Annotated in this window: 20 protein-coding genes; 10 read left to right on the top strand and 10 right to left on the bottom strand. The window is 61.2% G+C overall.

From position 1 onward, the window contains the following. Both ACW9HX_RS07010 and ACW9HX_RS07005 read left to right on the top strand, forming a co-directional pair. Positions 1–1197, top strand: coding sequence for a DUF3142 domain-containing protein (locus ACW9HX_RS07010; RefSeq protein WP_457380006.1), 1197 nt, complete (start codon positions 1–3; stop codon positions 1195–1197). After that, on the top strand, positions 1184–3319 hold the full coding sequence (locus ACW9HX_RS07005; protein WP_457380005.1) for a hypothetical protein: 2136 nt from the start codon (positions 1184–1186) through the stop codon (positions 3317–3319). Before ACW9HX_RS07010 ends, ACW9HX_RS07005 begins: the two co-directional genes overlap by 14 nt. Here ACW9HX_RS07005 and ACW9HX_RS07000 read toward each other — a convergent pair. After that, complete coding sequence (locus tag ACW9HX_RS07000) at positions 3316–3945, bottom strand: LysE family translocator (RefSeq protein WP_457380004.1); 630 nt, start codon at positions 3943–3945, stop codon at positions 3316–3318. The two genes, ACW9HX_RS07005 and ACW9HX_RS07000, sit on opposite strands and share 4 nt — an antisense overlap. 144 nt (positions 3946–4089) lie before the next feature. On the opposite strand from ACW9HX_RS07000, the gene ACW9HX_RS06995 reads away from it, so the two are divergent. Further along, entirely contained in the window at positions 4090–4563 is a 474-nt protein-coding gene (locus tag ACW9HX_RS06995) for an Lrp/AsnC family transcriptional regulator (protein WP_457380003.1), read from the top strand. 37 nt (positions 4564–4600) lie between these two features. Here ACW9HX_RS06995 and lpdA read toward each other — a convergent pair whose 3' ends face one another. Further along, entirely contained in the window at positions 4601–6001 is a 1401-nt protein-coding gene (gene lpdA, locus ACW9HX_RS06990; RefSeq protein ID WP_457380002.1) for a dihydrolipoyl dehydrogenase, read from the bottom strand. A 192-nt stretch (positions 6002–6193) separates the two neighbouring features. On the opposite strand from lpdA, the gene hflK (ACW9HX_RS06985) reads away from it, so the two are divergent. From hflK (ACW9HX_RS06985) to cfaB, 5 genes are all read left to right on the top strand, one after another. Next, positions 6194–8152 carry a protease modulator HflK gene (gene hflK, locus ACW9HX_RS06985; RefSeq protein WP_457380001.1) on the top strand — a complete coding sequence of 653 codons (1959 nt, stop codon included), beginning with the start codon at positions 6194–6196 and terminating at the stop codon, positions 8150–8152. Then, the gene (hflC, locus tag ACW9HX_RS06980; protein WP_457380000.1) at positions 8149–9192 is read left to right on the top strand and encodes a protease modulator HflC; all 1044 of its coding nucleotides are present in this window, start codon (positions 8149–8151) and stop codon (positions 9190–9192) included. Before hflK (ACW9HX_RS06985) ends, hflC begins: the two co-directional genes overlap by 4 nt. Further along, positions 9189–10247, top strand: a complete 1059-nt coding sequence (hflK, locus tag ACW9HX_RS06975) for a protease modulator HflK (RefSeq protein WP_085708769.1) — start codon at positions 9189–9191, stop codon at positions 10245–10247. Before hflC ends, hflK (ACW9HX_RS06975) begins: the two co-directional genes overlap by 4 nt. Further along, the gene (locus ACW9HX_RS06970) at positions 10244–12151 is read left to right on the top strand and encodes a heavy metal translocating P-type ATPase (protein ID WP_457379999.1); all 1908 of its coding nucleotides are present in this window, start codon (positions 10244–10246) and stop codon (positions 12149–12151) included. The genes hflK (ACW9HX_RS06975) and ACW9HX_RS06970 overlap by 4 nt, the downstream gene beginning before the upstream one ends. A gap of 177 nt (positions 12152–12328) precedes the next feature. Beyond that, positions 12329–13516, top strand: a complete 1188-nt coding sequence (gene cfaB, locus ACW9HX_RS06965; protein WP_457379998.1) for a C17 cyclopropane fatty acid synthase CfaB — start codon at positions 12329–12331, stop codon at positions 13514–13516. Position 13517: 1 nt separating this feature from the next. Here cfaB and cls read toward each other — a convergent pair whose 3' ends face one another. Next, positions 13518–14957 carry a cardiolipin synthase gene (gene cls, locus ACW9HX_RS06960; protein WP_457379997.1) on the bottom strand — a complete coding sequence of 480 codons (1440 nt, stop codon included), beginning with the start codon at positions 14955–14957 and terminating at the stop codon, positions 13518–13520. Positions 14958–15103: 146 nt separating this feature from the next. Between cls and ACW9HX_RS06955 the strand changes: the two genes are divergently transcribed. Continuing rightward, entirely contained in the window at positions 15104–15622 is a 519-nt protein-coding gene (locus ACW9HX_RS06955) for a DUF3617 domain-containing protein (protein WP_457379996.1), read from the top strand. Between the two features lie 40 nt (positions 15623–15662). Here ACW9HX_RS06955 and ACW9HX_RS06950 read toward each other — a convergent pair whose 3' ends face one another. From ACW9HX_RS06950 to folE2, 6 genes are read right to left on the bottom strand one after another with little or no spacing between them, the layout of a single operon-like run. Beyond that, on the bottom strand, positions 15663–17000 hold the full coding sequence (locus tag ACW9HX_RS06950; protein WP_457379995.1) for a dihydroorotase: 1338 nt from the start codon (positions 16998–17000) through the stop codon (positions 15663–15665). Between the two features lie 3 nt (positions 17001–17003). Continuing rightward, positions 17004–17564, bottom strand: coding sequence for a gamma carbonic anhydrase family protein (locus ACW9HX_RS06945; protein ID WP_085731299.1), 561 nt, complete (start codon positions 17562–17564; stop codon positions 17004–17006). Further along, positions 17561–18436 carry a metal ABC transporter substrate-binding protein gene (locus ACW9HX_RS06940; protein ID WP_457379994.1) on the bottom strand — a complete coding sequence of 292 codons (876 nt, stop codon included), beginning with the start codon at positions 18434–18436 and terminating at the stop codon, positions 17561–17563. The genes ACW9HX_RS06945 and ACW9HX_RS06940 overlap by 4 nt, the downstream gene beginning before the upstream one ends. An 11-nt stretch (positions 18437–18447) precedes the next feature. Then, on the bottom strand, positions 18448–19314 hold the full coding sequence (locus ACW9HX_RS06935) for a metal ABC transporter permease (protein ID WP_457379993.1): 867 nt from the start codon (positions 19312–19314) through the stop codon (positions 18448–18450). Further along, positions 19314–19982, bottom strand: a complete 669-nt coding sequence (locus ACW9HX_RS06930; protein ID WP_457379992.1) for a metal ABC transporter ATP-binding protein — start codon at positions 19980–19982, stop codon at positions 19314–19316. The genes ACW9HX_RS06935 and ACW9HX_RS06930 overlap by 1 nt, the downstream gene beginning before the upstream one ends. Continuing rightward, on the bottom strand, positions 19979–20875 hold the full coding sequence (gene folE2 / locus ACW9HX_RS06925) for a GTP cyclohydrolase FolE2 (RefSeq protein WP_457379991.1): 897 nt from the start codon (positions 20873–20875) through the stop codon (positions 19979–19981). Before folE2 ends, ACW9HX_RS06930 begins: the two co-directional genes overlap by 4 nt. A gap of 84 nt (positions 20876–20959) precedes the next feature. On the opposite strand from folE2, the gene ACW9HX_RS06920 reads away from it, so the two are divergent. Next, complete coding sequence (locus ACW9HX_RS06920) at positions 20960–22159, top strand: N-acetylmuramoyl-L-alanine amidase (protein WP_457379990.1); 1200 nt, start codon at positions 20960–20962, stop codon at positions 22157–22159. Here the strand turns inward: ACW9HX_RS06920 and ACW9HX_RS06915 are convergent. Further along, positions 22156–22530, bottom strand: coding sequence for a glutamine synthetase (locus ACW9HX_RS06915; RefSeq protein WP_457379989.1), 375 nt, complete (start codon positions 22528–22530; stop codon positions 22156–22158). The genes ACW9HX_RS06920 and ACW9HX_RS06915 overlap by 4 nt on opposite strands. Positions 22531–22693 lie beyond the last annotated feature (163 nt).

The raw sequence follows: 22693 nt of genomic DNA, 5'->3' as shown, positions 1-22693 counted from the left end.
ATGCGGTTTCTTTTCGGGCTGTCAGCATTGCTGGCCACCGCCCTGTTGCTGTCTGCATGCGAGCGTCAGGCACCAGCGCCTCTCGATCAGCAACTCTATGTCTGGCAACGCCAGTGGACGCCGGCCCATGAGTCGGCACTCAAGGGCAGCCGCGCTGATTTTTCGACCCTGCGGGTGCTGGCGTTGCAGGCTTTCCCTCAAGCGGGCTGGAGTCGGGCACGTATTGACCCGCAGTTGTTGAAGAATGATGGCAGGTCGCTGATCGCCGTGATTCGCCTCGATGGCCAGCTCAAGGCGCTGGATCAGGAGCAGGTCACGGCGCAAATCCTTCAGGTGATCAATGACTGGCAAACCCGGGGACTCACGCTGGCCGGGGTCGAGATCGACCACGATGCCGGCAATGCGCGGCTGCCGGCTTACGCTGACTTCCTCCTTCATCTGCGCGCAGCGTTGCCGTCATCACTGCCCTTGAGCATCACCGCGTTGCCGGCATGGCTCGACAGCCCGCAACTGTCGGCGCTGCTGGCGACGGTCGACAGCAGCGTGTTGCAGGTGCATGCGGTCAGCGATCCGCGACGCGGTTTGTTCGATCCTGAGCAGGCGCGCAACTGGGCGAAGCGCTGGGGGCGGATCAGCGACAAACCGTTCTACCTGGCCCTGCCGGCCTATGGTGTGGCGCTGTTGCCTGACAGCGGTGGCGCTCCGGTAGTGGAAAGTGAAGTGACGCTGGAGCGAGGCGGGGAACGCCGCGAGTTGCTGGCCGATCCACAGCAACTCAGCCGACTCGCCAAAGCACTGCGCGAGGATCGGCCGGCGCATCTGGCCGGGCTGATCTGGTTCCGCCTGCCGCTGGCCAACGACCGCCGGGCGTGGAGCCTGACGACTTTGGGGGCGGTGGCCCGGGGCGATGCGCTGTCCGGCAATCTCGATTTGAGCTTCAAGGTTCAGGACGGCCTCTACGACATTACGCTCGGCAACGCCGGCAACCTTGATAGCCCCTGGCCTGCGCGCGTGCTGGTAAAAGCCAGCGGCTGTGAAGGCGCCGATGCGCTCGCCGGTTATGCATTGCAACAGTCAGCGGATCTGCTTACCTTCACCCGCCTGCGCGACGGCCGATTGCCGGCGGGCGGGCAGCGTGCCATCGGTTGGGCGCGTTGCGCAAATATTGATCAAGGAGGTTCGCATGTTGACCCGTAACTGGCCCCGCCATCTGCTATGCCTGAGCCTCAGCCTGCCGCTGGGATCGGCGCTGGCCTGCGGCCCGGATTTCCCGATGCGTCTGCTTGACGATCGCGGGCAATCGCTGGCGGAACTGCCGGAGGGCAACTTCAAGTTCGAGATCAATCGTCTCGGCAAGACCATTGCCGGGCTGAAGAACGTCACGGCTGTCACGTACAACCCGGACGATATTTATGGCGAACCGAAGGAGCCTGCTGAACAGCGTGAGAAGGCCGAGCAGCAGGGCCTGAGCGCGGAGCAGCAGGCCCTGGTCAAGCAATTGCGCAGCCTGACCGATGCGCGTGAGGTCGAGGTGCAGGGCGCGAGCCTGCCGGTGGAACTGCGTCTGTACGTGGCGGGCGCCGTGGCGTTCGGGGCGGGTGATCATCAATTGGCCGTCGAGTATTTCCGCCAGTTGCTGGCGCTGCCGGCTGATCAACGCCCGTTGCGCAGCACGTGGGCCGCTTATTCGCTGGGCCGGGCGTTCTTTGCCATGAGCAGCGAAGCGGGGGATGCGCTCGATGCGTTGGAAAACGCCATCGAGGCCTTCCGCCAGACGCGGCAACTGAGCATCGACGGTTTCAGCGATCCGCTGGAGCTGGGCGTGGCCAGCCTCGGCGAAGAGGCGCGGGCGCTGCGCACGGCGGGCAGTTGGGACAAGGCCATCGAACTCTATGCCACGCAAAATCTGCATGGCTCGAACGTCGGCTACACCTCGCTGAAGCTGTTGATGAATGATCTGGCCGAGGAGCCCGAGGATCGACTGGAAAAGTTGCTGCGTGGCAAAGCCGTGCAGCAATTGGTGACTGCGTCGCTGATCAGCCGGATGGGCTGGTCATTCGGCGATGAACCGCCGAACGAGAAAAAACTGATCAAGGCGTTGCAGAACAGCACACGCGACAGCCTCGATAACGCCGATCGTCTCGCGGCCATGAATTATCAACAGGGCGATTACGCCAGCGCCAAGGCGTTCCTTGAACACGCCGGCGACAGCGGTCTGGCGTGGTGGCTGCGGGCGAAACTGGCGGTGCGCGACGGCGACAAGAGTGCGGCGGCTGCGGCCTATGCGAAAGCTGCGCAGGCCTTCCCGCAGGGCGAATCCTGGGGCGAGCGGCGTACCGCCGACTGGAATCTTGAATCCCTTCAGCCCAAGTGCCGGGTCGAGGGTGAAAGCGCGATTCTCGCGCTGCAACGTGGCGAGTACCTGCAGGCCTTCGATCAGTTGTATCGCAGCCAGAGCATTTACTGGTTCGACGCCGCGACCGTGGCCGAGCGGGTGTTGACGGTTGATGAGCTGAAAAATTATGTCGATACCAACGTGCCTGCGCCGCCCGCGCTGAGCCAGCAGGATCGCGACAATTACGTTCCGTTGCCGGTGGCCGCGAGCCTGCGCAATCTGCTGGGCCGGCGTTTGTTGCGTGAAGGGCACTACGAAGACGCGGTTGGTTATTTCGACAATCCCGATCTGCAGCACAAGGCCCGACTCTACGGTCAGCAACGCCTGAAAGCCGATTCGGCGTGGTGGCCGACCAAGCGTGCCAGTGCGCTCTTCAATGCGGCGTGGACGGCCCGTGAGTGGGGCATGGATATTCTGGGTTACGAAATGGCCCCGGATTACGCGACCTTCGGCGGCAACTACAGCCTGGAAACCACCGAGCTGAAAGTCGGCCCGCTGGTCAGCGAAGCCGAAGTGCAACGCCAGAAGGCCAGTGAAGCGCAGCCGGATGAGCGTTATCACTACCGCTTCGTTGCCACGGCTTTGGCCAGTCGCGCGGCGGACAACCTGCCGCATACCAGCCAGGCGTTCGCCGCCGTGCTGTGTTCTGCTGCCGGCTGGAACAGCAGCCTGGAGGAGCAGAGCGCGTTGTACAAACGTTATGTCGACGAAGGGCCCTACGTTCCGTGGGCCGTGGACTTTGGCCACCAGTGCCCGTATCCGGACTTCGAAAACGCCGACAAGCGCTATGTCACTCAGGTGACCGATTCGGTGCGCTCGACACTGCGGCCCTACAAGTGGCCGGTGATCGGTGCGATTGTGACGTTCACGGCCGTTGCGTTATTGCTGATTAGCCGCCGTCAGCGCAAGGCCCGCAAAGCCTAAGCCTGCTGGACGAACGTCAGGCGCACGGCAAAACCGATCAACAGGCTGCCGAACAACCACTGCTGCACCCGTTGGGCCGTTGGGCTGTGTTTCAGCCAGCGGCCCAGCGCCGTGCCGAGCAAGGCATAGGCGCTGTCGAACAGCAATCCAGCGGCCACCAGCATCGCGCCGAGCACCGCAAATTGCGTCAGCACCGGTACGCCATCCGCCACGATGAACTGCGGCAGCAGCACCGAGCCGAACAGCAAGGCTTTCGGGTTGAGCAGATTGGTCAGCAGGCCACGACGGATCGCTGCGCGCCACTGCCCATGGCTGTCCGTTACGGTGCCAGCGTTCAGATCAGGCAGCAGTGTGGTGCGCAGGCATTGAACGCCGATCCACAGCAAGTATGCCGCCCCGGCCATTCGCACCGCATCGAATGTCCACGGCGCTGCCTTGAACAGCGCCGCCAGCCCCAATGCTGCGAGCGCTACATGACAACCTCGAGCGACCGCCAAACCCACTGCTGTGGCGAGCGCTGCGCCGCGACCCTGGCGGGCACCGGTCTGCAGCAGCAGGATCATGTCCGGACCAGGCAGAAGATAGACCACCGCCAAAGCCAGGAAATACAGCCAGAGACTTGCCATGTCGCACCCCTTTCGTTGTCGATTCGGTGCAACCAGTCTATGACCGAGGGGCAGGGCAGGTGCTTGCGTAGTTCGCTTCTATAACTGCTTGGATTGGCATAACCTGCTTTCTTTTTGCGGTTAAACCATCAGGATCTGCCAACGATGAAACTCGACGCCTTCGATCGCAAGATTCTCGCCGCGCTGCAACGGGACGGGCGCCTGAGCAACGTGCAATTGGCCGACGAGATCGGTTTGTCCGCGTCGCCGTGCCTGCGCCGGGTGCGGATGCTCGAAGAGGCGGGGGTGATTCGCGGTTATCAGGCGAACCTGGACCGTGATGAGGTGGGGCTGGGGCTGACGGTGTTTGTCGGGGTCAGGGTGGAGCGGCACAACGATGAGCAGGCCGAAGCATTTCATCGGGCGGTGACGGCGTTGCCGGAAGTGATTTCGGCGTTTCTGGTCTCTGGAGAGTCGGATTTCCTCCTGCAAGTGGTGGTGCCGGACCTGCGCGCCTATGACCGTTTTCTCACCGGTTGCCTATTGAAGCTGCCAGGCGTGAGCGATATCCGCAGCAATTTTGCGATTCACACAGTGAAGACCCCAGGGGCGTTGCCGCTGGGGCATTTGCCGTCCTGATACTTCCCGCAGGACGCGGGAAGTATCCGCAACGTGCTTACATCTGAGTTGCCATGCCCTCGACATTCATCGCTGCCTGACGCAGCGCCTCGGAGCGGGTCGGGTGAGGGTGGCAGGTCAGGGCGATGTCCTCGGCCGACGCGCTGAATTCCATGGCCACGCAATACTCGCCGATCATTTCGCTGACGCTCGGGCCGACCAGGTGCACGCCGAGGACTTCATCGGTGTGCGCGTCGGCGATGACTTTGGCAAAGCCCTCGGTCTCGTGATTGATCTTTGCCCGGCTGTTGGCGGTGAACGGGAATTTGCCGACCTTGTAGGCCCGGCCTTCAGCCTTGAGCTGCTCCTCGGTCTTGCCGACGCTGGCCAGTTCCGGTTTGGTGTAAATCACGTTGGGGATCAGGTCGTAGTTGACCTCGCCTGCCTTGCCGACGATTTGTTCGATGCAGGCCATGGCTTCATCTTCCGCCTTGTGTGCCAGCATCGGCCCGGACGTGACATCACCGATGACCCACACGCCCGGCGCTTCGGTGCGGTGGTGTTTGTTGGCAAGCATGCCGCGTTTGTCGGTGCTCAGGCCGACGTTCTCCAGGCCCAGGCCTTTGGTATAGGGGCGGCGGCCGATGGCAACCAGCACGTAATCGGCTTCCAGCCGTTCGGCGGTGCCGCCGGCCGCCGGCTCGATGCTCAGCTGAACGCCGTTGGCCGTGGACGTGGCGCTGGTGACTTTCGAACTCAGTCTGAAGCTGATGCCCTGTTTACTCAGCGAGCGTTGCAGGGTCTTGCCGGCCTCGCCGTCCACGCCCGGGCAGATGCGGTCAAGGTATTCCACCACCGTCACCTGCGCGCCGAGTCGCCGCCAGACCGAACCGAGTTCGAGGCCGATCACGCCGGCACCGATCACCACCAGATGTTTGGGCACTTCGCTTAACGACAGGGCGCCGGTGGAATCGAGGATGCGCTGGTTGTCTATCTCCACGCCGGGCAGGGGAGTGGGCTCGGAACCGGTGGCGATGACGATATCGGTGGCGGTCAGCTCGATCCGGCTGCCCTGATCACCGGTCACGCTGACTTTGCCGGGACCGTCGATGTGGCCCCAGCCCTTGATCCAGTCGACCTTGTTCTTGCGGAACAGGAACTCGATGCCTTTGGTCAGGCCGGCGACGCTTTCGTCCTTCTGTTTCATCATCTGCGCGAGATTGAGTGTCGGTTTGACCTCAATGCCGAGGTTGGCAAATTCCGCCCCCGTCGCCGCGTCGTACAGTTCGGACGCATGCAACAACGCCTTGGACGGCATGCAACCGACGTTGAGGCAGGTGCCGCCCAGCGTGGCGCGGCCTTCCACGCAAGCGGCCTTGAGGCCCAACTGGCCGGCCCGGATCGCTGCGTTATAACCGCCGGGCCCACCGCCCAGAATCACTACGTCATAGTTGCTCATGCGCTTACTCCTGGCTGAAGAATGCGATCGCTAAAAATTACGTACGTAATATGTGCGTTTACGGACATTTCGGTCAAGGCTTCAGGAACGCGACAGGTTGGGCGTCTTTGAATGTGAAATTGAGTACAAATATTTCACGGATTTCGTTATATCGTAACGAGTTATGCATTGAGCCAAGGGTTTTGGGGGGTTATGCAAGTCGATCTGGACGTTGATGGCACGCAAGTGAGCGGTTTGCCGCGCTTTCAGCAGGCGGCAGCCCAGGGGCGCCGATTGCGCCGGTTGGCCATCGGACTCGGCGGGTTGGCCGTGGCCGGGGTGGTGCTGGCATTTTTTGTTGGCCTGTTCGCCTCGCAATCGCTGTGGCCGGCGCTGTTGGTCAATCAGAGCGCGGCGCTGCTGGTACTGGTCGCCGGGTTGCAATCGGCGTGGTGGGTGAGCGATTGGCGAGCGCGGGTGATCAACCCGGTGGTGCCGGTAACTCCTGTCGACGAGACGCCCGCGCCGGACGGCTGGTACGAGCGAATGTTGGATCGGCTGAGCCGCCGCAGCCTGCATGTGCTGGGGCAGATCGGCGCGGCGACATTGTGGTTGGGCGGCCTGGCGCTGTTGGCGTTGCTCGGCATCGAGCAGGTGTGGAACCTGGCATTGCCTTCGGCTGCGGTGGGTTTGTCCGCTTCAGTCAGCGCGGCGATTGCGCTGCTGCTGGCGTTCGGTCTGCTGGTGCTGGAGCGGCAACTGGCTCAGGAAAACCCGGCGCAATGGCCCGAGGCCGGTGCGTTGGCGCAACTGGTGCGAGTGGTCATCATCAGTCTGGTGTTGGGTGCGCTGTGCTTGCTGTTCGCCAGCGAGAGTTCGGTCTGGCCCGTGCGTTTGGCTGTGTTGATCGGGATCCTGCCGGGACTGGTCGCGGCGGAGTTGCTGCTGCGTGCTTTGCTGTCGCTGTTCAGCCCGCGCCGCGAACAGCTCGAACCGGTGCTGTTGGCCCGCAGCTTTGTCGCCGATCTGCTGCGCTGGCCGCCGCAACCATTGCTCGCCTTGCAGCACGAATTGCACAACCGTTTCGGTATCGACCTGCGGCAGATCTGGGCCTTCAGCTACATGCGTCGCGCGTTCCTGCCGGTGTTGGTGCTGGTGGCGGCGGTGGGTTGGTTGCTCACCGGGATTCATGAAATCCCGCTGCAAAGTCGTGGCATCTACGAGCGCTTCGGCAAACCGGTGCAGGTATTCGGCCCCGGTTTGCATGCCGGCCTGCCTTGGCCGCTGGGCCGGGTGTTGAGCGTGGAGAATGGCGTGGTGCACGAACTGGCGACCAGCGTCGGCGAAAACCCGGTGCCGGTTCAGCCAGATCCGACGGAAGGCCCGGCCCCGATCACCGCCAACCGCCTGTGGGATGCCAGCCACGTCAACGATAAATCCCAGGTCATCGCCAGCAGCCGTGGCGAGCAACAAAGCTTCCAGATCGTCAACATGGACGTGCGTTTCGTTTATCGAATCGGCCTCAGCGATCAGGCGGCGTTGGCCGCGACTTACAACAGCGCGGATGTACCGACGCTGATCCGCAGCACCGCCAGCCGGATTCTGGTTCACGATTTTGCATCGCGCACCCTCGACGGTTTGCTGGGGCAGGACAGGGTAGGGCTGGCTGACGAGATCGGCCGCGCCGTACAAAGCGATCTGCAGAAACTCGACAGCGGCGTAGAAATTCTCGCCACGGTGGTCGAGGCGATTCACCCTCCGGCGGGCGCGGCCAACGCTTATCACAGCGTGCAGGCGGCGCAGATTGGAGCTCAGGCGTTGATCTCCCGTGAGCGTGGCGCTGCTGCCGAAGCGAGTAATCAGGCGCAGTTGCAGGCCAGCCTCGCACGCGATCAGGCCAGCGCCAATGCCCACGAAACCAGCTCGACCGCCCGTGCGGCGGATCTGAAATTCAGCGCCGAGCAAAAAGCCTACGCCAGCGCCGGCCAGGCCTTCGTGCTGGAGCAATACCTCAGCCAGCTCAGTCAGGGACTGGGCAAAGCCAAACTGTTGGTGCTCGACCATCGTCTGGGCGGCAGCAGCAATGCGCCGACCATCGACCTGCGTACGTTCACGCTGCCGGCTGATCCGACGCCGGCGCGCACCACCGCTCAACCAGGAGCCACCCATTGAGCCAGTCGCATACTCACGATCACCATGACCACAGCGGTCACGACCATGCTCATGGCGGCCATCACCATCACGGGCATCATCACCATCATCATGGCGCGCCGGAAGAGGCGGGGCCGTTCCCGTGGCGCCGCATGGGCTGGGCCGTGTTGCTGGTGGCATTTGCCATCGCAGCGGCAAGTCTGGTGCAGGTGCGCTCCGGCGAAGCCACGGTCATTACCCGCTTCGGCAATCCGTCCCGAGTGTTGCTGGAGCCCGGTCTGAGCTGGCGTTGGCCGGCGCCGTTCGAAGCGGCAATTCCGGTGGATCTGCGCCTGCGCACCACATCGAGTGGATTGCAGGACGTCGGTACCCGCGACGGTTTGCGCATCATCGTGCAGGCGTATGTTGCGTGGCAGGTGCAAGGCGATGCGGACAATGTTCAGCGCTTCATGCGAGCGGTACAGAATCAACCGGACGAAGCGGCGCGACAGATTCGCACTTTTGTCGGCTCGGCACTGGAGACCACCGCCAGCAGTTTCGACCTGGCCAATCTGGTCAACACCGATGCCAACCAGGTTCACATTGCCGATTTCGAGGCGCAGTTGCGTCAGCAGATCGATCAGCAATTGCTCGCTACTTATGGCGTGCGGGTGGTGCAAGTGGGCATCGAGCGACTGACCTTGCCGTCGGTGACCCTCACCGCGACGGTTGACCGGATGCGCGCCGAGCGTGAAACCATTGCTACCGAGCGCACGGCAATCGGCAAGCGTGAAGCTGCACAAATTCGTTCTGGCGCCGAGCGTGATGCGCGAATCGTCCAGGCTGACGCGACGGTGAAAGCAGCCGAAATCGAGGCGCAATCTCGGGTCGAGGCGGCGCAGATTTATGGTCGCGCTTATGCCGGGTCGCCGCAGCTGTACAACTTGCTGCGCTCGCTGGACACCCTTGGCACCATTGTTACGCCGGACACCAAGTTGATCCTGCGCACCGATGCCGCGCCTTTCCGCGTGTTGGTGGACGGTCCGCCGAATATGGACAGCAAGACCGGAACGCAGCCATGAGTGAAGTTCCACGTGGAACAAATTCGTTGAACAGTCCGTGGATTCAGGCGGGACGTCTGGCGTTTTTTGCCCTGTACGCGGTGACGGTGCTGGCGGCGTTGGCCTGGGCGTTTTCCAATGTGCGGCAGATCGACCCGCAGAATCGTGCGGTGGTCATGCATTTTGGTGCACTGGATCGCATCCAGAATGCCGGGTTGTTGTTGGCCTGGCCGCAGCCGTTCGAGCAGGTTGTTTTGCTGCCGGCGGCGGATCGGGTCATCGAACGTCGAGTGGAAAATCTGCTGCGCAGTCCTGCTGCAATACAGGCAGATCGCGTCGCGACATTCGCCACGCCAATAAGTGATGCACTGGCCGGTTCCGGCTATTTGCTCACCGGTGATGCCGGTGTGGTGCAGCTGGATGTGCGGGTGTTCTACAAGGTCACCGATCCCTATGACTTCGTGCTGCAAGGCGACCATGTGCTGCCAGCACTGGATCGACTGGTGACCCGCAGCGCAGTAGCCCTGACAGCAGCGCGGGATCTGGACACCATTCTGGTGGCGCGGCCGGAACTGATCGGCGCTGACAATCAAGCCGCCGAACGACGCGAGCGGTTGCGCGGCGATCTGGTTCAGGGCATCAATCGTCGCTTGGCCGAACTGAAGGCGAGCGGGCAGGGCATCGGTATCGAAGTGGCGCGGGTCGATGTGCAATCGAGTCTGCCCGAGCCGGCGGTCGGTGCATTCAATGCAGTGCTGACTGCCAGCCAGCAGGCCGACAAAGCGGTGGCCAATGCTCGTACCGACGCTGAAAAAATCACCCAGACCGCCAATGAACTCGCCGACCGCACATTGCAGGTCGCCCACGCTCAGGCCGGTGAGCGCCTGGCAAAAGCCTCTGCCGATACAGCCACCGTTCTGAGTCTGGCTCAGGCCCGACAGCAGGGCACCGACCCGCAAATGTTGCTGCGCCTGTACCGCGAACGGATACCGAAGATTCTCGGCCAGGCCGGCTCGGTCACCACGGTCGATCCGAAAGACGATTCCCGCCTGATCATTCAGGGAGCCAGTAAATGACCGCCACTAACGCCGCACCGAGTCTGTTGTCCTCGGCCGAGCAACGTCGCGCCGCGCGCCAGTTGACCTTGGCGATGCTCGCCCTTGGACTGCTCGGGCTGGGATTGATCTGGCGCTGGTTGATGCCGGAGCAGACAGGTGTCAGTCAGTTGCTGCTCGGTGTTGCTTCTTTGCTGGTTGCAGTGCCAGTGATGCGCTCGGCGTGGTTCAGCCTGCGCTATCCGAGCCTGCACGGCATCACCGACCAGTTGATCGCACTGGCGATGCTCGGTGCCTGGGCCACTGGCGATCTGCTGACCGCCGCACTGTTGCCGATCATCATGATCTTCGGCCATGTGCTGGAGGAGCGCAGTGTGATCGGCTCGCAGGAAGCGATTCATGCCTTGGGCCAACTCACTCGCAGCCACGCACGAAAAATCCAGGCGGATGGCACCGTCATTGAAGTCGACAATGGCACGCTCAAGGCCGGTGACACCGTTGAAGTGCGAGCCGGTGATCGGGTGCCGGCGGATGGTCGTGTATTGTCCGGGCAGGCCAGCCTCGACACAGCGTCGATCACCGGTGAGTCGGTGCCCGTGGAGGCGGGCGTTGGAATGACGGTTTTCGGTGGAGCGATCAACCTCGATGGCCTGCTACGCATCGAGGTGACCCGCACCGGCGATGAATCGACTCTGGGCAAGGTCATCGCCCTGATGCAGAACGCCGAGCGTTCCAAACCACCGATCACCCGGCTGCTGGAACGTTACGCTGGCAGCTACATGGTGCTGGTGTTGCTGCTGGCAGCGGTAACTTGGTTTGTCACCAACGATGCGCAGGCGATGCTGGCGGTACTGGTCGCAGCCTGTCCGTGTGCGCTGGTGTTGTCCGCGCCGGCCACAGCGATTGCCGGCGTGGCGGTCGCGGCGCGGCACGGGATTCTGATCCGCAGTTCGGCCTTCCTTGAAGAGTTGGCTGACCTCACATCGTTGGTGGTCGACAAGACTGGCACGCTCACTTACGGCACATTGCGTTTGCAGTCGATCAACAGCGCGCACGCGGATCACGATTCGGTGATGGCGCTGGCCGCCAGTCTCGGTGCTGCGAGCAGTCACCCGGTCAGTCGTGCACTGGCAGGCCTGGTTCATGCGGACAACGTGTTGGTGCTGACCGATATTCACGAACGTCAGGGTCTGGGTGTAGTCGCCAGGACCGAGCAGGGTGAAGCGGCACTTGGTCGTCCGGAGTTGTTTGCGCAGCTGGGTATCCCGACCACATCGATTCCCGAGCACGACGGCCCGATTGCCGGCCTGGCCTTGAACGGTGAATTCCTCGCCTGGCTGTTGCTCGCCGACAGCGTCAAACCGGAAGCGAAATTCGCCTTGAGCGAACTGCGCGAGTTGGGCCTCGGGCGGCAACTGTTGCTGACTGGCGACCGTCAGAGCGTGGCGCAAACTCTGGCGCGGGATGTCGGCCTGCATGAAGTCGAAGCCCAGGCGTTGCCCGAAGACAAACTCAATCGAGTGTTGAAGGAAATCGACAACGGCTTCCGGCCGATGGTGGTCGGCGACGGTATCAACGATTCGCTGGCACTCAAGGCCGGTGTGGTGGGTGTTGCGATGGGGGCGGGCGGTGCAGACATCGCGTTGGCGTCCGCCGACATCGTGCTGATCGGCAGCGACCTTCGCCGGCTCGGCACCTGTGTGCGCCTCAGCCGTCAGTGCCGACGCACGCTGCAGGTAAACGTGATCATCGGTCTGGGCTGGACGCTGGCCATCGTCGTGTTCGCCGCGTTCGGCTGGCTGGGCGCGGCCGGGGCGATGATTGCTGCATTGCTGCACAACCTCAGTACGTTGCTGGTGTTGGGCAATGCCGGCCGCTTGTTGCGATTCCAGGAGCCGCTGTTGAAGCTCGACGAGCAGAACTGATCATTTTTCGAACTGTGCGCTGGTCTTGAAGTCTTCAGAGAAGGCGCACTGAAGCTCGGAGATCGGTGCCGTTACGGCCTTTTTGGCTGATAGGTGGCGACTATCGAATCGATAGCCTGCTAATTTTCAAGGATGGTCTACCCTCAGAACAGACGTCTGAAACCAGGGGGATATTCCATGCTCGCGCAACTTCCACCGGCCTTACAGAATCTGCAGCTTCCGCTTCGTCTGCGACTCTGGGACGGCCATGAATTCAATCTGGGCCCGACGCCCAGCGTCACCATCGTGGTCAAGGATCCGTTGATGGTGTCCCAGTTGACCCATCCAAGTCTCGACGCGCTGGGGGCGGCGTTCGTCGAGGGCAAACTCGAACTCGAAGGCTCGATCAGCGAGGTCATCCGGGTCTGCGACGAATTGAGCACGGCGCTGCTCGACGATGACGACGACAGCCAGCCGGTGCGAACCTTGCACGACAAGGAAACCGACGCCAAAGCCATTTCCTACCACTACGACCTGTCCAACGCGTTTTACCAATTGTGGCTGGACAGCGACATGGCGTACTCCTGCGCCTATTTTGAAACCGGCAGCGAATCCCTCGAACAGGCCCAGCAGGCCAAATTCCGGCATCTGTGTCGCAAGCTGCGTTTGCAGCCGGGCGACTACCTGCTGGATGTCGGCTGCGGTTGGGGTGGTCTGGCGCGTTACGCCGCCCGCGAGTTCGGTGCCAAAGTCTTCGGTATCACCCTGAGCAAGGAGCAACTGGCGCTGGCTCGGGAGCGCGTCAAAGCCGAAGGCCTGGAAGACCAGGTCGAACTGCAACTGCTCGATTACCGTGATCTGCCGCAGGACGGCCGTTTCGACAAAGTGGTGAGCGTCGGCATGTTCGAGCACGTAGGTCACGCGAACCTGGCCGAGTACTGCAAAACCCTGTTCGGCGCGGTGAAGGAGGGTGGTCTAGTGATGAACCACGGTATCACTGCCAAGCACACCGATGGCCGTCCGGTGGGGCGTGGTGCCGGAGATTTCATCGAAAAATACGTGTTCCCCAACGGCGAGCTCCCACACCTGGCAATGATCTCGGCCGAGATCAGCGAGGCCGGTCTGGAGATCGTGGATGTCGAAAGCCTGCGCCTGCATTACGCGCGAACGCTGGACCACTGGAGTGAGCGGCTGGAGGACAACCTCGAAGCGGCCGGCAAACTGGTGCCGGATCAGGCCCTGCGTATCTGGCGCCTGTACCTGGCCGGTTGTGCCTACGCGTTTGCCCGGGGCTGGATCAATCTGCACCAGATCCTCGCGGTAAAGGCCCACGCCGATGGCAGCCATGAACTGCCGTGGACCCGTGACGACATCTATAACCCTTGAGCTAGAGAATCGGTGAAATCAGCCGGGCGATCCGCATGCCGAGTTGTTGCAGGCGGTGGATCTCCCGGCCTTCTTCCTTGGCGATTTCGTAGGCCTGGGCGAAGTCCTCGTTGAGCATCTGTTCCACGTGGCCGGCGAATTCACTGTCGACCGTCAGCAACATCACTTCAAAATTCAACCGGAACGAACGGTTGTCCAGATTGGCGCTGCCGATGGCGCTGATTTCGCTGTCGACCAACACCACTTTCTGATGCAGGAAACCCGGTTCGTAGCGGAATACCCGTACCCCGGCGCGTACCGCTTCGAACGCGTAAAGGCTCGATGCGGCGTAAACGATGCGGTGATCGGGACGCGACGGCAGCAGCAATCGCACATCGACACCGCGCAGGACGGCGAGACGCAACGCGGCGAACACCGCTTCGTCGGGAATGAAGTAGGGACTGGTGATCCATACGCGTTCGGTTGCGGCATGGATGGCTTCGACGAAGAACAGCGAACAGGTTTCGTAGGCATCCGCCGGTCCGCTGGCCAGCAGTTGGCAGAGCACGCCGTCTTCCGGGTAAACGTCCGGCAGGATCAGCGGCGGCAGCGTACGGGCGGCCCAGAACCAGTCTTCGGCAAATGACTCCTGCATGCACGCAACCACCGGGCCGCGCACCTGAACGTGGGTGTCGCGCCATGGCGCCAGGGGTGGTTTTTCGCCCATGTATTCGTCGCCGACGTTGTGCCCGCCGACGAAGCCGGTCATTCCGTCGACCACGACGATCTTGCGATGGTTGCGGAAATTCACCTGAAAGCGATTGAGCCAGCCGCTGCGGGTGGCGAATGCCTTCACCTCGACCCCGCCATCACGCAGGGCCTGAACGTAACTGTGGGGCAGGGCATGGCTGCCGATGCGGTCGTACAGCAGATGAATCGCGACACCCTCGGCGGCTTTCTTCAGCAGCAGTTCGCGCAGGCGCTGGCCGAGGCGATCGTCATGAATGATGAAAAACTGAATCAACACGGCTTCACGTGCCTGGCTGATTGCGTGGAAAATCGCGTCGAACGTGGCGGTGCCGTTGATCAGCAATTGCACTTCATTGTTGGCCAGGCATGGCATGCGTCCCAGCTTTGGCATCGCCCGCAACGAGTCGTAGGCATTCGAGGCGCGAGCCGTCAGGGCTTCTTCTACCCAAGGGCGCCAGTTGAGTTCGGAAACGGCCTGACGCATCTGTTCGTTGGCCTGACGTCGGGCCTTGATGTAACCGTCGAAGGTGCTGCGACCGAATACCAGATAGGGAATGAGCGTGAGATAGGGAATGAAGATCAGCGACAGCGCCCAGGCGATCGCGCCTTGCGCGGTACGGACGGTCAGCACCGCATGGATGGCGGCAATGGTGCCCAGGCTATGTATCAGAGCGATCAGATAACCGAAGATGTGCGGTCCAAAATAATCCATGGGGCAACCTTGCTCCTGAAGATTCAATGCTTAACAGACCATGTTCCTTTGCGGTTGTCGCTATTTTCTTTTTAGCCATGAAAGCAGGCCATGAACCGAAACAAGCGGCCGGCGTCTAACGGCCATTACTGATCAGGAGTTTTTCAATGAACGTTCGTCTGCTGGGTTTGGCGCTGGGTCTGGGGTTGGCCTTGCCGTTGGTGGCTCAGGCGCAAATGCTGCAGCCGGGGTTGTGGGAAATGACGTCGAGCAATGTGAAGGTCGATGATCAAGCCATGGATGTGCAATCGATCCTCGGCCAGATTCAGGGCCAGATCACCCCGCAACAGCGGGCGGCGCTGGAGAAGCAAGGGATCAACATAGGCGGCAAGGGCATCCGTGCCTGCCTGACACCGCAGCAAGTGGCGACCAATGATATTCCGCTGGCAGACCCGCAGTCGGGCTGCAAACAGCAGATCACCGAGCGCAACGGCAACCAATGGAAATTCCGTTTCAGTTGCCCGCGAGCCTCGGGCACCGGTGTGGCTACGTTCGTCAGCGATCGTGAGTTCACCACCGTCGCCAATGGCACGTTCAATGCCATCGGGATCAACCAGAAGGGCAGTCTGGAAACCCGCGCGGTGTGGTTGGGTCAGGACTGCGGCACCGTCAAACCAAGAGCCTGAAAATCGAACCGCCGCCACAACAGTGTGGGGGCGGTTTTTTCTAGCGCATGAACCGCAACGGCAATCCCTGACACCCGTCATGCAGCCGATTGTCGTGCCACGCAACCTGTCCCGACACCAGTGTCGTACTCACCCGATGACGAAAGCTGCGACGGGCAAACGGCGTCCATCCGCACTGCGACAGGATCGGTTGCCGAGATACCGCAACACCCTCGGGCTCTGGCTGAATCAATACCAGATCCGCCCAATAACCTTCCCTCAGGTAACCGCGATCCGGAATGGCAAACAGATCTGCCACCCGGTGGCTGGTTTTCGCCACCAGCGTGGTGATCGGCAGCACGCCATCCGCCACTAGTTCCAACAACGCCGGCAACGCATGTTGCACCAGTGGCAGACCGGACGGTGCCTGGGCATACGACAGCTGTTTCTCCGCCCAGGTATGCGGGGCGTGGTCGCTGCCTATCACATCCAGGCGATTGCTCAACAACGCCAGGCGCAGGGCATCGCGATCAGCCTGGCTTTTGATCGCCGGGTTGCATTTGATCTGGTTGCCGAAGTCCGGGTAGTCGCGATCATCGAACAACAGGTGATGCAGGCAGACTTCCGCCGTGATGCGTTTGTGCGCCAGCGGTTTGTCTTCGAACAGTTCCAGCTCCCGGGCGGTGGTCAGGTGCAGCACGTGCAGGCGAGTGCCATGGCGTTTGGCGAGATCAACCGCCAGTGAAGAAGAGCGATAGCAGGCCTCGGCATTACGGATCAACGCATGGGCGTCGGGAGGGGGATGTTCGCCGAACTGTTCGCGCAATCTGGCGGTGTTGGCCTCGATGCTCGGCGTGTGTTCGCAATGAGCCAGCAGGATCGTCGGCACCTCGGCGAACAATCGCTCCAGCGTTTTGGGGTCATCGACCAGCATGTTGCCGGTCGACGCCCCCATGAACACTTTGACCCCGGCCACCTCACTTGGATTGAGCGCCGCGACGGTGTCCAGGTTGTCGTGACTGACGCCGAAGTGAAAGCCGTAGTTGGCCACCGAGTTGATCGCTGCCCGACGTTTTTTGTCGGCCAGCGCTTCGAGGGTGAGGGTGGCTGGATTGGTGTTGGGCATGTCCATGAAACTGGTGATGCCACCGGCCACGGCTGCTCGGGATTCGGTGTAGATGCTGCCTTTGGTTGGCGAGCCCGGCTCTCGGAAATGCACCTGATCGTCGATCATCCCCGGCAGCAGCCACTGGCCGTTGGCGTCGATTTCCAGCGTGGCGTTTTCACCTTCAATGCTGCGGCCGATCTTGACGATTCGACCGTGGCTGACCAGCAGATCGGCGTAGAACTCATGCCCGTCATCAACCAGGCGCGCATTGCGAATCAGCACACTGTTCATGGTTCAGAACTCGTTCTGCAGGGCTTTGTAGCCCCGCACCAGATCGACGTTGGTGCGCGCCACGTCTTCGGAAAACTCCGAAGCGCTGACGCTCACCGGCGGGAATTGCGAGAGGTCGGTGCCCGGCCCGATGCGGGTGGTGGAGGGCACGTAGAACGCATCCGGGAGATCCCGTCCGTCGACCACCGAGTTGTGCCGCACCACGCAACCGTTGCCGACCACGCAATTGAACAGCACGCTGTTGAAGCCGATGAACACCCGGTCGCCGACTTTGCACGGGCCATGCACGATCGAGCGGTGAGCGATGGAGCTGAACTCGCCGATGGTCACCGCTGCGCCGGATTTGGAGTGAATCACCACGCCATCCTGGATGTTCGAATTGGCGCCGATGGTGATCGGCTCCATCTCGCCCGAGGCGTCCACTTCATCGGCGCGAATGACCGCGTAGGGGCCGACGAACACATTTTCGCCGATCACCACTTTGCCGCAGATGATCGCGGTTTTATCGACGTAGGCAGACTCGGCAATTTGCGGCAGATCGCCGGAAGGATTTTTGCGGATCATGGTTGGCTCAGGGCGTCGTAAAGAGTGTTGAGGTTGTATTCGAACAGGCCGGTGAATGTGCTGGCCGGACCCGACGCGGCGAGGGCATCGGAGTACAGCGTGCCGCCGATGTGTGCGCCGCTTTCGTCGGCGATCTGTTTGAGCAGGCGCGCGTCTTTGATGTTTTCCATGAACACCGCTTTGACCTTGGCCTGACGGATCTGGGTGATCAGTGCGGCGACTTCGGCGGCGGAGGGTTCACGCTCGGTGGACAGACCTTGCGGCGCCATGAAGTCGATGCCGTAGGCTTGGCCGAGATAACCGAAGGCGTCGTGGCTGGTAACGATTTTGCGATTGCCCGGTGGCAGGGAACCGAGCTTGGCCTTGGCTTCGGCGAGGAGGGCGTAGATCTGTTTCAGGTAGTCCTTGCTGTTGCGTTCGTAGTCGGCTTTGTTCGCCGGGTCGGCGGCGATCAGTGCCTTGGTGATGTTGGCGACATACAACTCGGTGTTGGCCAGGTTGTGCCAGGCGTGAGGGTCGGGAACGGTTTCGCCGTCCTCATCCAGAGAGCGGGGAATCACACCGTGGCTGGCGCTGATGACGGTGGCTTTGGTGTCGGTGCTGGTCACCAGGCGGTCCAGCCATGGCTCGAAACCCAGTCCGTTTTTCACGATCAGTTTTGCTTTTAGAAGGGCCTTGGCATCGTCGGGCGTCGGTTCGTAGGTGTGGGCATCAGCGTCTGGCCCGACCATGTTGGTGATCTGGATATGCTCGCCGCCGACCTGATGCACCATGTCGGCGAGGATGCTGAAACTGGTGACCACCGGCAGTTTCTCCGCCGCCGACAATGACATCGACAGCATCAGGCTGAACAACACGAGTAGAGCGCGCATCGGGAAACACCTCATTGGGATGTGAGCAAGGGCGGGCGGCGCAGCAGACCGTGAACCGGCCCGAGCACGACGGACAACAGGTAACCGATGCCTGCGACCAGCACGATGGCCGGACCGCTGGGCAGCGAGTAGTAGAACGACAGCAGCAGACCGAGCCACACCGACAGGCAACCAATCACGGCGGCGATGGCGATCAAGGTCGGCAGACGGCGGCTCCAGAAGCGTGAAGCGGCGGCGGGCAGCATCATTAGTCCGACCACCATCAATGCGCCGATGGCCTGGAATCCGATGACCAGATTCAGTACCACCAGAGTCAGGAACATGCCGTGGGCGATCGGGCCGAGTCGGCTGACTGTGCGTAAAAAAAGTGGGTCGAGGGTGTCGAGCAGAAGTGGGCGGTAGATCAGCGCCATGGCAATCAGGCTCAGCAGCGAAACGCCCAACATGCCCTTGAGGGTTGGTCCGTCGACGGCCAGTGCCGAACCGAACAGCAAATGCAGCAGGTCGAGTCGTTTGCCGGCGATACCCAGAATCAGCACGCCGCTGGCCAGGGAAATCGGATAGATCGCCGCGAGGCTGGCGTCTTCGCGCAGGCCGGTGCGGCGGGTAATCCATGCAGCCAATCCGGCCATGCTCAGGCCCGCGCCGAGGCCGCCGAGTGTCAGCGCAGGGAGACTCAGGCCAGCAAACCAGAAGCCAAGCGCGGCACCGGGAAGAATGCCGTGGGCGACGGCGTCGCCGATCAGGCTCATGCGTCGCAGGATCAGGAACACGCCCAATGGCGCGGTGCTGCACGCCAGCAGCAGACCGCCAAGCAGCGCCCGGCGCATGAACACAAACTCAAGGAACGGTTGCCAGAAGTGTGCGGCGGCGTGCATCAGGCCACCTGCACGTTGGGTGTTTGCTGAATCAGTTCGACACTGGGACCGAACACGCAGCCGCTGTGTTTGATCAGCAGCGTTTGTGGAATGTGTTGGCGGACGGCGGCGAGGTCGTGGCAAACAATCACCAGTGTCCGGCCTTGCTCATGCCAGGTATGCAGGTGTTGCCAGAGCAATGCCTGACCGGGCTCATCGAGGGCTGCATGGGGTTCGTCGAGCAGCAGCAAAGGCGTGTCGGCCAGACTCAGGCGAGCGAGCAGGGCGCGTTGCAGTTCACCGCCGGAGAGCGCCATCAACGGGCGCTGTTCCAGGCCACTCAAGTGCCAATCTTCAAGTGCTTGAGTCAGGCGTTGTGCGCGCAGTTGCGTTGACAGTCGGCGTCCCCAGAATCCGGCGGCTACCAGTTCCTGAAGGCTGATCGGGAATTGGCGATCCAGGTGCTGTTGCTGGGGAAGGAATGACAAACCACTTTGGCGAGGGACGCCTAATGCAACGGTGCCGGCCAAAGGCCTCTGTAATCCGGCGATGACTTTCAGCAGGCTGCTTTTGCCGCTGCCGTTTACACCGATGATGGCGGTCAGGCTGCCGCGTTCCAATTGAAGGCTCAGCGGCGGGGTGAGTGGTTGGCCGGGTGCACCCCAACTCAAGGATTGGAGACGGATCATTCGGTCTCCCGGCGCCAGTGACTTTCAGCGACTGCATCGTGGGCGTGGAGGCTTTCGGCGTGGGTCACGCGCAGGTGGAACTCGCGGATGCCGGGCGAGCGACGCAACGCCAGATTCAGACGTCGGGCGGCGTCTTCGCAGAACATCAGGTTCTGGCCATTGGCGAGGGCGAAGGCTTGTTCATCGGCGCGCTTTACGGCGGTTTGCACGGCGGTGCCGAGGGCGGCTTCGGCGTCGTTGATGGTCGAGGTCAGTGGTAAACCATCGACGAATTCATCCAGGTGCAGATGCAGTAGGGCGGTGCTGCGTTGGCTGTGGGGCGTTGCGACGATCCCTTGAGTCGAGCCCAGCCAAGCCAGAACCTCGGCATGTTGCAACGGCTTGTTGGCGAAATCGTCGACGAATTGCTGCTGGATCAATTGCCTCGCCAGAGCGGCTGAGCAAGGGCAAGTCGAGGAATAAGCCACCTCAATTTTCAGTTCCACGTGGAACACTTTGTCTTTCAGAGTGGCTGCAATGGTCACCGGATAGGTTTTCCATCCTGCCAATGGGCTGACCAATGCGGGCCTTCTGAGCAGCAAATCCGCATGGATATTCAAATAGGCGCTGTTGGCCAGGCCTTCATGGCTGTCGAGGAATCGCTGCAAAACCTGGTGCAGAAGTACGGGAGTGAGGTTTTGTTGTTCCAGCATTTCCAGCGCCAGATACAACCGTGACATGTGAATGCCACGAGCCTCACCATCATCCAGGCTGACCCCCGCATCGGCCTTTGCTGCCAGGCGTTGGCCTTCGATAAGGACAGGTAGAGCGATGCCACACATCCCCACCCAATCAAGCGGCAGGGCTTGGCGGGCAGCTTGCGCGGCGATATCCGGCAGCGTCAGCGCATTCATGTTCAGTACCATCGTGTTGATTGAATTTGATGTTACATTATAACAATTCAAATCACGATGCCTTTTTCATGTACGGGTTTTCATATGCACAGACGCCATTTGCTTAACCTGATGCTGGCCAGCGCCGCTCTGGCTTTTCCATTCAATGTAAGCGCCACACAAATTCGCAACGCACGCCTCTGGCGTTCGGATGACAAGCTTCGGTTGGTCTTCGATTTGAGTGGACCGGTGAGCTACAAGACGTTCACGCTGAGTGCGCCGGATCGTCTGATCATCGACTTGAGTGGTGCCAGTTTGAGTGGCGATTTCAGTCAGTTGGCGCTCAGTGAAACCGTCATTCGCAGCATCCGATCCGGGCATTTTGGTAAGGGCGATACCCGAATCGTTCTGGATTTGAATCGTCCGGTTCAGCTCAATACCTTTCTGCTGGCGCCTCAGGATGGGCAGGGGCATCGCCTGGTTCTGGATCTTTTGAGCGATTCAAAAGTGGCAATGCCGAGCGTTCCACGTGAAACACCAGGTAAAACCACTCATCCCAAACGAGACATTATTGTCGTGGTCGACCCTGGTCATGGCGGCAAAGACCCTGGTGCGGTCGGTGCAAAAGGCGAGCGGGAAAAGGACGTTGTGCTATCGATTTCACAGTTGCTCGCTCGTCGCTTGAAGCGGGAAAAGGGCTTCGATGTGAAGCTTGTGCGCAATGACGATTTCTTCGTGCCGCTCCGCAAACGGGTCGATATTGCTCGCCAGCACAAGGCTGACATGTTCATTTCGGTGCACGCAGATGCCGCGCCGCGTCTGACCGCATCGGGTGCTTCGGTGTATTGCCTGTCTGAGGGTGGCGCGACATCGGCCACTGCGCGCTTCATGGCTCAGCGGGAAAACGGTGCAGATCTGCTGGGTGCAACCAGCCTGCTGAATCTCAAGGACAAGGATCCGATGCTCGCCGGAGTCATCCTCGATATGTCGATGAACGCTACGATCGCCGCCAGTTTGCAGTTGGGCAGCACGGTCCTGGGAAGTCTGGCGGGCATCACCACGTTGCATCAAAAGCGTGTGGAACAAGCGGGATTTGCGGTGCTGAAGTCACCCGATGTGCCGTCGATTCTGGTAGAGACCGGGTTTATTTCCAATGCGCGGGACAGTCAGCGACTGGTCACTGCTCGTCATCAGCAAGCGGTTGCTGATGGATTGTTTGAAGGGTTGCAGCGTTATTTCCAGAAAAATCCACCGGCCGACAGCTATATCGCCTGGCAGCAGGAGCAGCAACAGGTGCGTGTCTAGCAGCCTGTAAGTCGGCTACAGGTGAACTTCCCGGTGCTTCCGCCGGAGCTGGAGAAGCGGTTGATCGTCGTCCAGCCCACCCGCCGGTTGTAGCCGACCCAGGCTTCGCCGTCGGAAGCGATCCCGGTGAAGAACGTCAGTTGCCCGTAATTGCTGTTGGTTTGCGCCCAATAACGTTGGCCAATCTTCTCGAAACCCCGCAAATAAATCGTCTTGCCGGCGGTGTTGACGCTATAGGCATTGCCATTGGCATCGACACACGCCAACAGGTTAGCGCTGCGCGTGCAGTTAGCGAGACCTGGAACTTGCCCCCAAGCGTCGAAGGCCAGCAAGGCGAGACCGAGGAGTGAGCATTTCAGCGCAGTTTTCATGAGGCAGCTCAAGGGCGAAGTGTTCACAGCTTCCAGCCCTTTGTCATTCCCGGCAAGAAGAAAGTGGATCTTTAATATTGTTATACTATAACATAAATTCGATCAGGCTTTCCGTGGCTCCTGTTTTCAAGCGTCTGCTTCTCTGACTGTCTCGTCGAAGCCC

This window comes from Pseudomonas sp. SDO52101_S400, from assembly GCF_054071635.1.
Note: the sequence above shows the minus strand (reverse complement) of the source record. Positions and strands in the feature narration are given on the sequence as shown.

Excerpts from the sequence above, each read along its gene's own strand:
- ACW9HX_RS06955 (WP_457379996.1), top strand. The coding sequence starts at position 15,104 with ATGAACGTTCGTCTGCTGGGTTTGGCGCTGGGTCTGGGGTTGGCCTTG.
- ACW9HX_RS06950 (WP_457379995.1), bottom strand. The coding sequence starts at position 17,000 with ATGAACAGTGTGCTGATTCGCAATGCGCGCCTGGTTGATGACGGGCAT.
- folE2 (WP_457379991.1), bottom strand. The coding sequence starts at position 20,875 with ATGAATGCGCTGACGCTGCCGGATATCGCCGCGCAAGCTGCCCGCCAA.
- ACW9HX_RS06930 (WP_457379992.1), bottom strand. The coding sequence starts at position 19,982 with ATGATCCGTCTCCAATCCTTGAGTTGGGGTGCACCCGGCCAACCACTC.
- ACW9HX_RS07000 (WP_457380004.1), bottom strand. The coding sequence starts at position 3,945 with ATGGCAAGTCTCTGGCTGTATTTCCTGGCTTTGGCGGTGGTCTATCTT.
- ACW9HX_RS06920 (WP_457379990.1), top strand. The coding sequence starts at position 20,960 with ATGCACAGACGCCATTTGCTTAACCTGATGCTGGCCAGCGCCGCTCTG.
- hflK (WP_085708769.1), top strand. The coding sequence starts at position 9,189 with ATGAGTGAAGTTCCACGTGGAACAAATTCGTTGAACAGTCCGTGGATT.
- ACW9HX_RS07010 (WP_457380006.1), top strand. The coding sequence starts at position 1 with ATGCGGTTTCTTTTCGGGCTGTCAGCATTGCTGGCCACCGCCCTGTTG.
- hflK (WP_457380001.1), top strand. The coding sequence starts at position 6,194 with ATGCAAGTCGATCTGGACGTTGATGGCACGCAAGTGAGCGGTTTGCCG.
- ACW9HX_RS06915 (WP_457379989.1), bottom strand. The coding sequence starts at position 22,530 with ATGAAAACTGCGCTGAAATGCTCACTCCTCGGTCTCGCCTTGCTGGCC.
- ACW9HX_RS06995 (WP_457380003.1), top strand. The coding sequence starts at position 4,090 with ATGAAACTCGACGCCTTCGATCGCAAGATTCTCGCCGCGCTGCAACGG.
- ACW9HX_RS07005 (WP_457380005.1), top strand. The coding sequence starts at position 1,184 with ATGTTGACCCGTAACTGGCCCCGCCATCTGCTATGCCTGAGCCTCAGC.
- cls (WP_457379997.1), bottom strand. The coding sequence starts at position 14,957 with ATGGATTATTTTGGACCGCACATCTTCGGTTATCTGATCGCTCTGATA.
- ACW9HX_RS06940 (WP_457379994.1), bottom strand. The coding sequence starts at position 18,436 with ATGCGCGCTCTACTCGTGTTGTTCAGCCTGATGCTGTCGATGTCATTG.
- cfaB (WP_457379998.1), top strand. The coding sequence starts at position 12,329 with ATGCTCGCGCAACTTCCACCGGCCTTACAGAATCTGCAGCTTCCGCTT.
- ACW9HX_RS06945 (WP_085731299.1), bottom strand. The coding sequence starts at position 17,564 with ATGATCCGCAAAAATCCTTCCGGCGATCTGCCGCAAATTGCCGAGTCT.
- lpdA (WP_457380002.1), bottom strand. The coding sequence starts at position 6,001 with ATGAGCAACTATGACGTAGTGATTCTGGGCGGTGGGCCCGGCGGTTAT.
- ACW9HX_RS06970 (WP_457379999.1), top strand. The coding sequence starts at position 10,244 with ATGACCGCCACTAACGCCGCACCGAGTCTGTTGTCCTCGGCCGAGCAA.
- ACW9HX_RS06935 (WP_457379993.1), bottom strand. The coding sequence starts at position 19,314 with ATGCACGCCGCCGCACACTTCTGGCAACCGTTCCTTGAGTTTGTGTTC.